Source organism: Planococcus sp. 1R117A, assembly GCF_051417975.1.
GTDB lineage: Bacteria > Bacillota > Bacilli > Bacillales_A > Planococcaceae > Planococcus > Planococcus shenhongbingii.
The window spans coordinates 1-14,218 of the sequence record NZ_JBPRLO010000005.1; the positions used below are offsets into that span (position 1 = coordinate 1).

Here is a 14,218-nt window from a genome sequence, read left to right on the forward strand (position 1 = left end):
CAATCAGTGAGGTTTTCCACTGATTGTTAGTTGAACCAATCGGGCTTTTACGGTCAGTGGAGCTTCCGCTTGGAAAAGCGGGAGTCATACTGCCCGTTAAAGCGGGATAAAATGAAAAAATGAAACAAAAGATAAAAAAAGCTGTCCTATTGGTGGACAGCTTTTTTGCGGAAAAAAGTTTCTTCAATCAAGCTAGAGTGAATATTTGGTTTATGCTTGTTGTAATAAAGTGCGCGGAGTAAAATCCATTTTCATATTCGGAAATTATTGGTAAAATAAAGCGAGAAGTGGAGGGCGAAAAATGAGAAAGAATTGGGTTGGACTATTAATCCTGGGACTGTTTGTTTTTCTGGCTGGCTGTTCCCAGCAAGCGACACCGGAAGACCGGCTTGAAGCATACATAGGCCATTGGAATAAAGGCGAGTTCACTGAAATGTATGATGGATTTTTGAATGATGGCACGAAGAACGCATATGACAAAACGCAGTTCGTCGAACGCCAGCAAAAGCTGAAAGAAGACCTCGGCATCGAGAACCTTGAAGTGAACTATACGAAACCAGCGGAAGACACGGAATGGCAAGCGGAACAGCCGGCGGATTTCCCGGTTCAAATCAAAATGGACACGATTGCTGGACCGGTGGAATTTGAAAAAACCTTGACGCTGCTCCACGAGACGCACGGAGAAACAGAAGACTGGTTCGTTGAATGGGACCCGTCATTCATTTTCCCGCAGCTGGAAGCGGAAGATGAAATCCGCATCGACTCGATTGAAGCGGTACGCGGAGAAATCCTGGACCGCAACGGTTTGGGCATTGCCATCAACGGCGGTGGTTATAATATCGGCGTTGTGCCGGAAAAGTTCACGGATAAAACAAAGAAAGCGGAACTGGCGAAAATCCTGAACCTGACTGTCGAGGAAATCGACGCGGAACTGGGGCAAAGCTGGGTCAAACCGGAATTGTTTGTGCCGCTCGCGAAAATCGCGCGCAACAATACGGAAGTACTCGATAAAGCCATTGCCATCCCGGGAGTGGCTGCACAGCAAGTGGCTATGCGTGAATATCCATACGCAGAAGCGTTGGGGCATTTAACAGGTTATATCGGCAGCATTACCGCGGAACAATTGGAAGAACGTAAAGGCGAAGGCTATGCCTCGGGGGATCAAATCGGCCGCCAAGGGCTGGAGCGTGCACTGGAAAAACAGTTGCGCGGCAAGAACGGTGTAAGAATCTGGATCGACAAACCGGCTGAAGGGGCAGAACCGATTACGGTGGCAGAGCAGCCGGTAACAGATGGAGAAAACGTCACATTGACAATCGATGCGGAATTGCAGAAAAAAGCATTCGCAGCGATGAAAGGCGAACCGGGAGCAGCAGCTGCGGTCAATCCGGACACCGGAGAAACCTTAGCGCTTGTTTCTTCGCCAAGCTTTGACCCGAACGAATTTATGCTTGGTATCAGCGGAGATCGTTTTAAGGAACTGGAAGCAGATCCAAAAACGCCATTGTTCAACCGTTTTGCGCAAGCTTATGCGCCGGGTTCTACATTGAAACCCGTAACGGCGGCAATCGGCATGGAAGCAGGAACACTGGATCCGGCAGAAGGCTTGGAGATCAACGGCAAGACTTGGCAAAATGTCTCACGCCTACATCCGGAAGCGCCGAACCCGATTGATCTGAACAAAGCGCTGGTGTACTCGGACAATATCTACTTTGCCCAGCAAGCCGTGAAAATGGGCAATGAAACATTTGTCGAAGGATTGAAGAAATACGGCTTCGGGGAAGACATTCCGTTTGCCATGAATTTAGCGGCTTCCCAAATTTCCAATGACGGCACAATCGATTCTGACGGACAGCTGGCAGCGACATCATTCGGACAAGGGCAGATGTTGACGAACATCCTGCATCTCGCTGCGATGTACGAACCTTTCCTGACCGACGGCAAGATGTACAAGCCGACCTTGCTATTGGATGAAGAAGATTCGCAAGTATGGAAAGAAGGCTTGATTTCCGCGGAAAACGCAGCAACGCTCCGCACCGGCATGCGCAAAGTGGTCGTTGATGGCTATGCCCAGTCGGCGAACGTTCCAGGTCTGGCACTCGCAGGCAAAACCGGAACAGCGGAACTGAAAGCAGCAGGAGAAGAACGCGGCAAAGAAAACGGCTTTTTCGTGACGTATAACCAAGACAAGCCGGATATGCTGCTGGCGATAATGATCGAAAACGTCGAAGACAACGGCGGCAGCGATTACGTGGCCGATATGGCAGCACAGATATTTAAATAAAATAGAAGAAGCAGCGCAACGATCCAGGAACAGTACAGTTTTCTCCGCTGTTTGGCCCCATATTTAGTGAGCAGAACCGAACGAGAGAAGGTTTTCTTGAACAGTCATTCTTTGAGAAAGTCTCTAAAGGTGACAAAACAAAGCTGAGTGCAGCGAAAGGCGGCGACTCCTGTGGGAATAGTGTGAGTCCTGAGACCCCGCAGGGAGCGTCAGCGAGCGAGGAGGCTTAGGGCCACACCCCACGGAAAGCGTCCGCCCTGGAGCGGAATGAATTAAAACAGCAAATGTTTCTCTACAATATTAAAGAAGCAGCGCATTTAGCGCTGCTTCTTTTTTCTTTCTGTTTCATTAAACCCCATCGGCTTTCCCAATCACCGGAAAAGCTTCCAGCACGGCATCGAGCTCGTCAATCAGAATCCGTAAATAACTCTGATCCGATTCAAAGTCGCAAGACAGCTGTGCACCCGTGCCAACAGGATAAAGAGTTTCAAGAATCCAGGAAATCTTGCCGAGTGGATTCATCGAGCCGGTCAGATGGATATAGTTATCAAGATTTTTTAAGATGGCAGTGCCATGCAGCCGTTCATTCATATCTCTCAGCCCGTCGACAAACTCTTTCAGTTCATCGGTTCTAAGATCCGCTTCAAAATGAACGACATATCCCGGGATTTCCAGATGGATGATGGAAGCTATCCAATTGGCGTCCCAGTAATCCCGGCTATCCGGGTAATTACGCCGCAATACGTCGATTTCCAATTTCGTTTCGTTGCCCAATACATGAAACTTCAATTTATCCACCTCGGTCAATTTAACTATGCTTTTACTTAGTCTATCAATAAAGCAGATAAAAAAATAGAGCGAGAGCTTGGGGAAAAGGAAACGAGTTTCAAGCTCGCCAATTGCCAATCCAACTCTTTGACTCCCTGCATAATAAGGAGTAGATTTAACCTATCCAAAACGAACTGTTCGAAATGGAACGGTTTTAGAACGGAAGGAATGAAAATGGCCAATGAATCAGGAGAATGAAAAACTAATGCGTTCCATCCGGTTGATGCGGTCGTTCAGGCGAGTGCAGAAGAATATGATGTGCTTAGACCAGCAAACAGCAGCGCGAAACGGCTTGTCGATGCCGCAATATGCCATTTTGATGACCTTGGCAAAACGTCAGGATATGACACAAAAAAACGTAGGGGAAGTCAGTTTTCTGCCGAAAAGCACTTTGAGCCAGGCAGTTGACGGCTTGGCGCGGGAAGGATTGCTCGAGCGCCAGCAAGTGGAAGACAACCGGCGGGAAATGGGCTTGGCTTTGACCGCTAAAGGCGAAGCGCTGGTCCATGCCATCCACAGCCAACAAGGCGGAAGCCACCAGCGGTTCCAAGAAGCGGTGGAATCGTTGACCGATGAACAATACGAAAAACTGCTGGAACTCCATCAGCACATTTCGGCGCATTTGGAAATACGCGATTTAGAGGAGCAGCGCAGATGATTAGAATCCTAAAAAACTTAAGCGTCTATAAATGGCTTGTAGTTGCTGTGACGGTTCTTATTTTTGGCCAGTCGATGGCGGACCTTTTTTTGCCGACGCTGATGGCGGACATCATTGACAACGGCGTAGTAAAAGGAAATATTCCGTATATTTGGAGCATCGGCGGCTGGATGTTATTGATTTCCGCACTTGGTGCAGCTGCTTCGATTGCGGCAAGCTTTTATTCTTCAAAAGCGGCCATGGGCATGGGACGGGACCTTCGTTTGAAAGTGTTCAGCCATGTAGAAAAATTTTCGCTGCAGGAATTTGATCGAGTCGGCACGGCATCACTGATCACCCGGACAACGAATGACATCACGCAGATTCAGCAAGTGGTCATCATGCTGCTGCGCATGGTCATCAGCGCACCGATCATGCTGGTCGGCGGGCTGATCATGGCGATTTCAAAAGACGCCAAATTGTCGCTGGTCATTGTGGGAGCCATGCCGTTTCTGGTAGGTTCGATTTTATTGATTTTCAAAAAAGGGATGCCGTTGTTCCGGGAAGTCCAAAGACGCCTCGACCGCTTGAATTTGGTGCTGCGGGAAAACCTGACTGGCATCCGTGTCATCCGGGCGTTCAACCGCGAGACGGAAGAAAAAGCGCGGCTCCAAAAAGCCAACCGCGAGCTGACGGATGTATCGATCCGGGTCAATAAAATCATGGCGTTCATGATGCCGGTGATGATGCTTATCATGAACTTGACGGTTGTCGGAGTAATTTGGTTCGGCGGCATCCGCATCAACAATGGCGCGATGCAAATCGGGGATTTGATGGCCTTTATCCAATACGTCATGATGATTATGTTTGCTCTTGTTATGGCGTCGGTGATGTTTGTCATGGTTCCGCGTGCAGCGGTTTCAGCGAACCGCATCAACGAAGTGCTCGATATGAAACCGGCGTTTGAAGACCTGGGCACTGAAGCAGCAGACTTTGAACCCGGCACTCTCGAATTTGAAGATGTGACATTCAGCTATCCAGGTGCTGAAAAACCGGCGCTGTCCAGAGTAAGCTTTAAAGCGAATCCTGGGGAAATTACCGCAATCATCGGCGGCACCGGTTCCGGAAAATCGACGCTGATCAATTTGATTCCACGGTTCTATGATATTTCAAGCGGCGCAATCCGCGTCAACGGCGTCGACATCCGGGATGCCTCACAGGACGAAGTGCGCTCGAAGCTCGGCTTCGTGCCGCAAAAATCCATTCTTTTCACCGGTACGATCGCGGACAATATCCGTTTCGGGAAAGAAGAGGCGACGCAGGCTGAATTGGAGCATGCCGCTTCGATTGCGCAGGCAACCGAGTTTATCAGCGATTTGAAAGAAGGCTACGATACCGAAATCGAACAAGGCGGATCGAATTTATCCGGAGGTCAGAAACAGCGTTTGGCGATTGCCCGCGCGCTCGTCCGGAAACCGGATATCTATATCTTCGACGACAGCTTTTCGGCACTTGATTTCAAGACGGACGCTAAGCTCCGCCGGGCATTGAAAGGTGAAACCGAAAACGCTACGGTGCTATTGGTGGCACAGCGCGTCAGTACCGTGGTCGATGCAGACCGTATCATTGTGCTGGAACATGGCCGCATAGCCGGCATGGGAACACATGAGGAATTGATGAACAGCAACGAAGTCTACCGGGAAATCGCCTATTCCCAGCTGTCAGAGGAGGAGATCGCATGAGTACGGAAAAACGGCCTCAAAGCGGCAGACCCGTCAGACAGGGACCTGGGCACGGTCCCCCTGGCGGCATGATGCTGCCAGGCGAAAAACCGAAAAATTTCAAAGCGAACTTCAAACGTCTGCTCCGCTATTTGAAGCCGCGCCGCAACCGGTTGATTGCGGTGTTCTTCGCAGCGATCCTAAGCACGGTGTTCTCAATTGTCGGGCCGAAACTTACAGGCGATGCTATTACGGAATTGTTTGAAGGGGCTTACGGCAAACTGCAGGGAGTACCGGGAGCGGCGATTGATTTCGGCGCCATTGGAGAAATTTTGTTATTGCTGACGGCCTTATATATTTTCAGCAGCCTTTTCAGTTATTTAATGCAATACATCATGTCGACCGTGGCGCAGGATACGGTTTATGACCTGCGGCAAGACGTCAATAAAAAACTGGAAAAGCTGCCATTGAATTATTTCGACAGCCGGCCAAACGGCGAGACCTTGAGCCGCATGACCAATGACATCGATACGATCGGCAGCACGCTGCAGCAAAGTTTGACGCAGTTTATCACGTCGATCGTCATGCTGGTCGGAATCATTGTCATGATGCTGACGATCAGCCCGTGGCTGACATTGATTGCGTTTGTTTCGTTGCCGCTTTCCATCTTTGTCATCCAGCCGATTTTGAAACGGTCGCAAACGCAATTCGCCAACCAGCAGCGCTCACTTGGTGAATTGAACGGCCATATCGAAGAAATGTATACTGGGCATCCAGTCGTGAAAGCGTTCGGCTACGAGAAAAAAGCGGTAACGCAGTTTGAGAAAGTGAACGATGAATTATACGATGCCGGCCGGCGCGCGCAGTTTATCTCAGGGATCATCATGCCGCTGATGACGTTTATCGGCAATTTCAGTTATGTGCTGATCAGTGTGGTCGGCGGGATTCTGGTGACGCAGCGGGCGATTTCCATTGGGGATATCCAAGCGTTCATCATGTATTCGAAACAGTTCACGCAGCCGATCATGCAGACCGCCAATATTGCGAACATCATCCAGTCGACCATTGCAGCGGCGGAACGTGTCTTTGAACTGCTCGATGAACCCGAAGAGAAAAAAGAAACGTCGACCGTCTCTTTGGAACGGGCGAACGGAGCAGTGGCGTTCGAGAACGTCGACTTTGGCTACGGCGACGACCTGTTGATCCACAATATGAACATCACAGTGACGCCTGGCCAGACAGTGGCCATTGTCGGGCCGACAGGAGCAGGCAAGACGACGTTGATCAACTTGCTGATGCGGTTCTATGAACTCAAAGGCGGCAAGATTGAAATCGATGGACTCGACACCCGTGAATTGTCCCGCTGTTCACTGCGGAAAAGCTTTGGCATGGTGCTGCAGGATACTTGGCTCTTCAACGGCACCATCAAAGACAATATTGGTTACGGCAAAACCGGCGCAACAGATGAAGAGATCTTCGCGGCAGCGGATGCAGCGCATGCAGAACATTTCATCCGCACGCTGCCGGAAGGCTACAACACCGTGTTAAATGAAGAAGCGTCGAATATTTCGCAAGGCCAGAAGCAATTGCTGACCATCGCGCGGGCCATTTTGGCAGATCCGCCGATCATGATTCTCGACGAAGCGACATCGAGCGTCGACACCCGCACCGAAGTATTCATCCAGCGGGCGATGAACCGCCTGATGGAAGGGCGCACGAGCTTTGTCATCGCCCACCGTCTGTCGACCATCAAAGATGCCGATTTGATCCTGGTCATGGACAAAGGGAATGTCATAGAACAAGGCACCCATATCCAGCTGCTCGAGAAAAACGGCTTTTATGCCGATTTGTACAATAGCCAGTTTTCCGAGAAAGTGGCGATCTAAACCAAAATACCAAAGAACCCGCCCAACGATTCGTTGGGCAGGTTCTTAACATTTAACGGCCTTGGCTTTTTTTATTCATAAACACCACGCTGCGGTTCTTTTTCCATACTTCTTCTTTAGCGAGCCAAAAGGCGAAGAGTCCCAATAGCAGCGTGCTGACTGCAAGGACGATGGCGTTCGGCATGGCTTTTCCGGCGATGTCAGCCGCTTCTTGAATGCGGATTGCTTCAGGCCATGCCGGCGCATACGCCATCGTCAAGGCAAAGAATGCATTGTAAAAAATGTGCAGGAGAATCGGTGCAAGCAAGTTGCGGGTTTTCAAGTACACTAACGCTAAAATAATCCCGAACAGAAAAGAACCGATAATATCGTCGTGCGCCAGCCCGAACAGCAAACTCGAAATCAGCACGCCGCCCCATCTGGATGTTTTCATTGCCATCCGGCTCAGCAGCACGCCGCGGAAGATGAATTCTTCAGCGACCGGCTCGAGGAAGATCAGGAGGCCAATGGTGATGATCAGGTAAACCGGGTCTTCCGGCAAAGCGATCGGTTCAAGCAAATAAGCGGCCCAGTCCGGTGAAACCGGCAGAAAGACATAGAGCTGGAGCCAAAACAAGCTTAACGTAAAGGCAATTGACAGCACAATCAAGCCAATCACAGAAGCAATCCAGCGCTCGGCACCGTCTGTAAAAACAAACGTAGAAACTGACACGCTTTGCAAGCGGAACTGATACGTAAAGAACCAGAAAGGAACAATGCCGTAAACAGCAACCGACAGCAAAACCGCTTCCAAATCTTCACTCAGAGGAAAAACGGTCGTAGCATAAACCATGGAAAGATAAACAGTGAGCGTAATCCCGACAATATAGCGAAACTTCATTTTCTGAAACATTCGTGCACCCCTTATGTAGAATAAATCCAGTATAGCAGGTAATTAGACTTATGGAACGAAAAATATAATCCCGTCACGCGTTTATGGCGTTTCGGGATTATTGGTTTCATTTTCAATCGCTTCAGCTTCTTTTTTAAGGGCTGCCTGGTACTTCTCGTCTTCTTTTTTCTGGTTCAAGATTTGGGCGAGCCGCAGGATGACGGCAAGGAGCAAAGTGCCGCTGACCAATAAGGCAATCGCGTTCGGCACGGCTTTTGCATAAATGTCCGCACTTTCCGCGACCGTCAGCCATTGCGGCCAGCCGGGGCTGATGTACATCAAGCCGACCACGAGCGAGTTGTGGAAGACGTGCAGCAAAATCGGGATCAGCAGATTGTCCGTCAAAAGATACAAAATAGAGGCCGTCACGCCGAACAAAAATGCCCCGAAGAAATCCATATGCAGCATCCCGAATAACAAACTCGACAGCCAGACGCCTTCCCACATAGAAGTCTTGACGATCAAGCGCTTCAACAGCAATCCGCGGAACATGAATTCTTCCGCAATCGGTCCGATGACCGCTACGATCAGTGAAACCGTGATCAGATAAGCCGTATTGTCAGGAAGCGAAGCCGGCTTAAGCAGGTAATCGACCATCTGGGGAGCGATTGGCGCCAGCATCCGCAATTGCAGCCACAGAATGCCGATCGAGAAAAACATCGACAACATCACCAAACTGATTGCCGGCAAAATCCAGCGCGACGCTCCTTTCAGAAACACCACATGGGTTACCGGCACCTTTTGCTTTCTGAACTGAGAACCGAAATACGAAACGGGCACGACGACATAGAACATCAGCTGCATGCCCACATCCATCAGGAAAATATTCGAAGAAAACTGCACCAGCACAAAAGCGGCAAGAACCATCCCGCAAAACATCCAGTTAAATAATTCACGAGTCCTCATTTCTTCAAACATCGTTGTGCACCGCCTCTCAGGTAATCACACGGAAAGGGCAGCAATAGCAGTTTGTTATCTATATAATACCCGCTGAAGCCAGAAAATAAGACCAGCAGAATTTGGTTTTTGAAAATTTTGCGTGTCCAATAGCTTAAGGAATAAAAGCTTAAGTAATACAAAATTTGTAGATAAAAATTAATTAATAAAAATTTAATAAATATTCTACCAATTCGAAAGCGATTATGCTATCATGGTAAAAAGTTTAAGCAAACTATAATTATTACTGTCACACTGTATTTTTTAAGGAAGTAGGTATAGATATGGATGGAATCTATCAAAAAATCAAGAACTTACGCATTGAACAAGGGTACACCTTAAAAGATTTAAGCGAGAAAACAGAGCTGTCCGTCAGTTTTTTATCGCAGATTGAAAGGGGATCATCGTCTCTTGCCATCACATCGTTAAAAAAAATCGCAGACGCTTTTGCCGTGCCGATTACGTATTTCTTTGATACCGATACCAGCCACAATTATACGGTGCCAGCGAATGAACGCAAACCGTTTCGGTTGGAAGGCGCACCGACAACTTATACGCGTTTGAACGGTGAATTCGGTAGCCGGATGCTGGAACCGCTAATGGTGACATTGGCGCCAAAACAGGAGCAGATTCAGACTTCCAGCCATCCAGGGGAAGAGTTTTACTACGTGCTGAAAGGTGCGGCGCTGTTTAAAGTGGACGGCAAAGAATATTTTGTCAGGGAAGGCGATTCGATTCATTACCCATCAGATGTGCCTCATGCATGGGAAAACCCTTTAAATGAGGAAACCGTAATTTTATGTGTATTGACGCCGGTGATATTTTAATTCAAAAGAAAGAGGGCTGATCGTTGATGAGAGTGGCTACTGATATCGGGGGAACATTTACGGATTTAGTATATGTGGATGAAAACGGCAAAGTGGGTGTGGCCAAGAGCCATACGACCCCGCCTAACTTTGAACAAGGAGTAATTGACGTAATAGTGAAAAGCGGCATTGACCAGCAGGCGATTGAAACGTTTATCCACGGGACAACCGTTATCATCAATGCGCTGACGGAACGAAAAGGCGTAAAGACGGGCTTGATCACAACAAAAGGATTCCGCGATGTGCTGGAAATCGCCCGCGGAAACCGACCGGATTTATTCAACGTTCGCTATAAAAAACCGGTTCCTTTTGTGGAACGCTACTTGCGCCAGGAAGTGGAAGAACGGCTGAACCAAAAAGGCGAAGTTGTCACACCGCTCAACAAAGAGCAAGTCAAAGAACTGATCGCCTACTTCAAAAAAGAAGGCGTTGAAGCACTAGCGGTTTCTTATTTACATGCATATAAAAATCCGGAACATGAGCAGCAAACGGTCGAATTGATCCAGGAATTATGGCCGGAAGTATCGGTTACGGCTTCACACGAAGTGACCAAGGAATGGCGCGAATACGAACGGACGAACACAGCGGTCCTGAATTCCTACGTCAAACCGATTGCTTCCAAATACATCAACCGGCTGAACGCCAAACTGGTTGAAAACGAAGCAGACAGTTTTAATTACATTATGCAGTCAAACGGCGGCACAACGACGTTCGAACAAGCGAAAAAGACGCCAATCAATATGGTTGAATCCGGTCCGGTCGCAGGCATTTACGGTGCGGCATATCTCGGAGAAATCATCGGGGAGAAAAATGTTATTGCATTCGATATCGGCGGCACCACTGCGAAATGTTCACTCATTTCTAACGGTGAAGTAAAAGTGTCAACCGATTATTACATTGAAAAAGATGATCTCAATGCCGGTTACCCGATCAAATCACCGGTCGTCGACATTGTTGAAATCGGCAACGGCGGCGGATCAATCGCTTGGATTGATGAAGGCGGATCATTGAAAGTAGGGCCTCAATCTGCAGGAGCAGTACCGGGTCCGGTTGCATATGGACAAGGCGGCACTGAACCGACCACGACTGACGCCAATTTGCTGACAGGGCGCTTGTCACCGGAAAACTTCGATTACCAAGTCGATTTAAATTCCGTCAAGCAAGCCATCAACGACAAAGTAGGGAAAGTCTACGGCCTGGAACCGGAAGAAGCGGCACTCGGCATCATCCGCATCGCTAATGCCAATATGCTGAACGCATTGAAGCTTATTTCAGTCCGAAAAGGCCATGACCCGCGCGACTTCACGTTAGTGGCTTTCGGCGGCGGCGGTTCGATGCACGCACCGGCACTGGCCCGTGAACTCGGCGTCAAGAAAGTCGTTGTACCGATTGCCTCATCAGTATTCTCAGCTTGGGGCATGCTGATGACAGATTTGCGCCATGACTATATCCAGACGTACATCAACCGCTTGCAAGACGTTAGTCTGGCCGAATTGAACAATGAATGGGACAAACTTGAAACACAGGCACGGCAGCAATATGCCGAAGAACATGTCAGCGAAGAAGACATCGTCTTTAACCGCTTTGTTGATATGCGCTATTCCGGCCAAGAGCATACCGTAAAAGTGCCGCTGCCAAACGGAGAGATTACGGAAGAAACGGTAGCGCAGACCATCACTTTGTTCCATGACATGCATGAACAAAGCTATACGTTCAAATTGGAGGAAGCACAGACGGAAATCGTCAACTTGCATTTGACGGCATTCGGTTCCGTGCAAAAGCCGGAATTGCAGAAACTTGAAGCGGGCAGCACAGATCTTAAAACAGCTCTGAAAGAAACACGCAATGTATTTTATGAAAACGACGGCTGGGTGGCGACAAACGTTTACCACCGCGACTTGCTTGCACCAGGCATGGCCATTCAAGGTCCTGCAATCGTCGAAGAGCCGACGGCAACCACCGTGTTCTATGCCGGCCAGACTTTATCAGTTGATGTTTATGGAAACCTGATTATCGAGACGGAGGTGCAATAAGATGACAATGACACGCCCAGTGAAAGTGGATCCGTTCACAATTGAAATTGTCAAAGATTCCTTGATTGCCATTGGAGATGAGATGTTCCATGCACTTGCCCGGACATCTATGAGCCCCATCATCTATGAAGTGCTCGATTACGCGAGCGGCTTGACGGATGCCAAAGGGCAGCTATTAACGCAAGGAAATGGCGTCACCGGATTTATCGGAATGCTGACGTTTATGGTCAAAGAAACCTTGAACAAATTCGGGGAAGATGGCTTGAAAGAAGGCGACATCATCATTATCAACGACTCGTATGTCGGCGGCGGTTCGCATTTATCCGATGTCGGCCTGGTTATGCCAATCTTCCACGAAGGAAAAATCATTGCCTTTTCCGCCAATAAAGCGCATTGGACAGATGTCGGCGGCAAAGATCCTGGATCGTTCAGCAACGACGCGACAGAAATCTACCAGGAAGGCCTGCAGTTCCCCTGCGTTAAATTATTCGATGAAGGCAAATTGAACCAAGCTGTTCTCGATATCATCAAAGTGAATATCCGCTTCCCGGATTTATCAATCGGCGACTTATGGGCGCAAGTGGCAGCGCTTCGCACAGGTGAAAAACGCGTCAAGGAATTGTGCAAAAAGAACGGCGCGGACGTGGTTCAGGCATCGATCGATCACCACTTAAATCACGGTGAGCAATTAGCGCGCAAGGAATTGGCAAAATTGCCGAAAGGCGAATTCTACGCGGAGGATTTTGTCGATGACGACGGTTTTGGCAACGGGCCCTTCCCGATTAAAGTAAAAGTGACGATCACCGATGACAAATTCATCTGTGATTTCCGCGGCAGCCATCCGCAAGTGCCGGGACCGGTCAACTGTACTTATACCGGACTCGTTTCAGCGGTGCGGACGATTTTCCTTGCGGCGACCAATCCATCTCAAGACGTCAATGACGGCGTGTTCCGCCCGCTTGAAATCATTACGGATCCGAAATCAATCTTAGCGGCTGAACGCCCTGCACCGGTTTCGATTTACTGGGAAAGCATGCAAGGGGGCGCCGACTTGGTATGGCAAGCGCTTGCGCCATCACTTCCAGAGCGTTTGTCTGCTGGACAACTTCTATCGGTTTGTGCCGTGACGCTGTCGGGACAGCATCACGTAACGGATGAGCCGTTCCTGATTGTGGAGCCTTCTGCCGGTGGCTGGGGCGCAGCACAAGGGCAGGACGGGGCACGCGGCCAGTTCTGCATCGGCGATGGTGAAACGTATAACGTGCCAGTCGAAGTGGCAGAAACACGCTACGGTGTCATGATTGACGAATACAGCCTGCGAACAGACGGAAAAGGTGCCGGGGAATTCATCGGCGGTGCCGGAGTAACACGCACTTACCGGGCCATGACCGACAAGCAATTCGTATCGGCTACTTTCGGCCGCAATAAATACTTGCCATGGGGCTTGAACGGCGGCGAAGAAGGGTCACCGAACGAATTCACGATTGAAAAAGCCAATGGTGAAACGGACGGCCCATTTGGAATCTATCCTCGCTACCCACTCAATACGGGGGATGTTGTGAGACTCATGACTGCTACAGGTGGCGGTTACGGCAATCCGCTGCAGCGTCCGGCAGAACAAGTGGCGAAAGACGTGAAAAATGAATACATCACGATCGAACAGGCAAAAGAAGTGTTTGGCGTCATCGTCAACGCAGAAACATTTGAAGTGGATGGTTTAACTGGGAGAGGGGTTTAATAATGGACATTTTGAACATCAAAGACTTGGAGCAAGAAGGCAATGAATCTTATTCCATGCATACGATTTTTGAAGAACAGCAAGCGGATGCGGCAGTGAAAGTCGGGCATGTCATCATTTATCCTGGTGAAACTGTTCCACTCTCCGGTGTCTCAAAACATGCCGAAAACGAATACTCTGTAATCGTCAAAGGCTCACTTGTCACAGAAATCGACGGACAAAAATACCGGGTATCAGCTGGGCAAGCGACGTTCATTCCAAAAGGCGAAGAACATATTGCCGTCAACGACGGCGACGAAGCCTGTGAACTTGTCTTTGTGATGGTTGGCTAATAGCACGAACAAAGAAAAATGAGTGA

Annotated in this window: 11 protein-coding genes; 8 read left to right on the forward strand and 3 right to left on the reverse strand. The window is 49.1% G+C overall.

Features of this window, described 5'->3' with window-relative positions; translation table 11 throughout:
- Nucleotides 1-301: 301 nt before the first annotated feature.
- On the forward strand, nt 302-2,284 hold the full coding sequence (locus tag ACSFXN_RS14715; RefSeq protein WP_437150828.1) for a penicillin-binding transpeptidase domain-containing protein: 1,983 nt from the start codon (nt 302-304) through the stop codon (nt 2,282-2,284).
- 348 nt (nt 2,285-2,632) lie between these two features.
- Here ACSFXN_RS14715 and ACSFXN_RS14720 read toward each other — a convergent pair whose 3' ends face one another.
- Nucleotides 2,633-3,073, reverse strand: coding sequence for a WapI family immunity protein (locus ACSFXN_RS14720; RefSeq protein WP_437150829.1), 441 nt, complete (start codon nt 3,071-3,073; stop codon nt 2,633-2,635).
- Nucleotides 3,074-3,293: 220 nt separating this feature from the next.
- On the opposite strand from ACSFXN_RS14720, the gene ACSFXN_RS14725 reads away from it, so the two are divergent.
- The 3 genes from ACSFXN_RS14725 to ACSFXN_RS14735 are packed head-to-tail and all read left to right on the forward strand — an operon-like array spanning nt 3,294 to nt 7,356.
- On the forward strand, nt 3,294-3,770 hold the full coding sequence (locus ACSFXN_RS14725) for a MarR family winged helix-turn-helix transcriptional regulator (RefSeq protein ID WP_437150830.1): 477 nt from the start codon (nt 3,294-3,296) through the stop codon (nt 3,768-3,770).
- Nucleotides 3,767-5,491 (forward strand): ABC transporter ATP-binding protein, encoded by a 1,725-nt coding sequence (locus ACSFXN_RS14730; protein WP_437150831.1) that lies wholly within the window; start codon nt 3,767-3,769, stop codon nt 5,489-5,491. Before ACSFXN_RS14725 ends, ACSFXN_RS14730 begins: the two co-directional genes overlap by 4 nt.
- Nucleotides 5,488-7,356: an ABC transporter ATP-binding protein gene (locus ACSFXN_RS14735; RefSeq protein WP_437150832.1), complete on the forward strand. Its 1,869-nt coding sequence runs from the start codon at nt 5,488-5,490 to the stop codon at nt 7,354-7,356. The genes ACSFXN_RS14730 and ACSFXN_RS14735 overlap by 4 nt, the downstream gene beginning before the upstream one ends.
- Before the next feature lie 52 nt (nt 7,357-7,408).
- Here the strand turns inward: ACSFXN_RS14735 and ACSFXN_RS14740 are convergent, their stop codons facing one another.
- On the reverse strand, nt 7,409-8,248 hold the full coding sequence (locus tag ACSFXN_RS14740) for a CPBP family intramembrane glutamic endopeptidase (protein ID WP_437150833.1): 840 nt from the start codon (nt 8,246-8,248) through the stop codon (nt 7,409-7,411).
- 81 nt (nt 8,249-8,329) lie between these two features.
- Nucleotides 8,330-9,205, reverse strand: a complete 876-nt coding sequence (locus ACSFXN_RS14745) for a CPBP family intramembrane glutamic endopeptidase (RefSeq protein WP_437150834.1) — start codon at nt 9,203-9,205, stop codon at nt 8,330-8,332.
- Between the two features lie 302 nt (nt 9,206-9,507).
- On the opposite strand from ACSFXN_RS14745, the gene ACSFXN_RS14750 reads away from it, so the two are divergent.
- Genes ACSFXN_RS14750 through ACSFXN_RS14765 form a run of 4 tightly spaced genes read left to right on the forward strand, consistent with a single transcriptional unit; the run spans nt 9,508 to nt 14,192 of the window.
- Entirely contained in the window at nt 9,508-10,050 is a 543-nt protein-coding gene (locus ACSFXN_RS14750; RefSeq protein WP_437150835.1) for a helix-turn-helix domain-containing protein, read from the forward strand.
- A 26-nt stretch (nt 10,051-10,076) separates the two neighbouring features.
- Nucleotides 10,077-12,122, forward strand: a complete 2,046-nt coding sequence (locus ACSFXN_RS14755) for a hydantoinase/oxoprolinase family protein (RefSeq protein ID WP_437151155.1) — start codon at nt 10,077-10,079, stop codon at nt 12,120-12,122.
- Between the two features lies 1 nt (nt 12,123).
- On the forward strand, nt 12,124-13,860 hold the full coding sequence (locus ACSFXN_RS14760) for a hydantoinase B/oxoprolinase family protein (RefSeq protein ID WP_437150836.1): 1,737 nt from the start codon (nt 12,124-12,126) through the stop codon (nt 13,858-13,860).
- Nucleotides 13,861-13,862: 2 nt separating this feature from the next.
- Nucleotides 13,863-14,192 carry a cupin domain-containing protein gene (locus tag ACSFXN_RS14765; protein WP_437150837.1) on the forward strand — a complete coding sequence of 110 codons (330 nt, stop codon included), beginning with the start codon at nt 13,863-13,865 and terminating at the stop codon, nt 14,190-14,192.
- Nucleotides 14,193-14,218 lie beyond the last annotated feature (26 nt).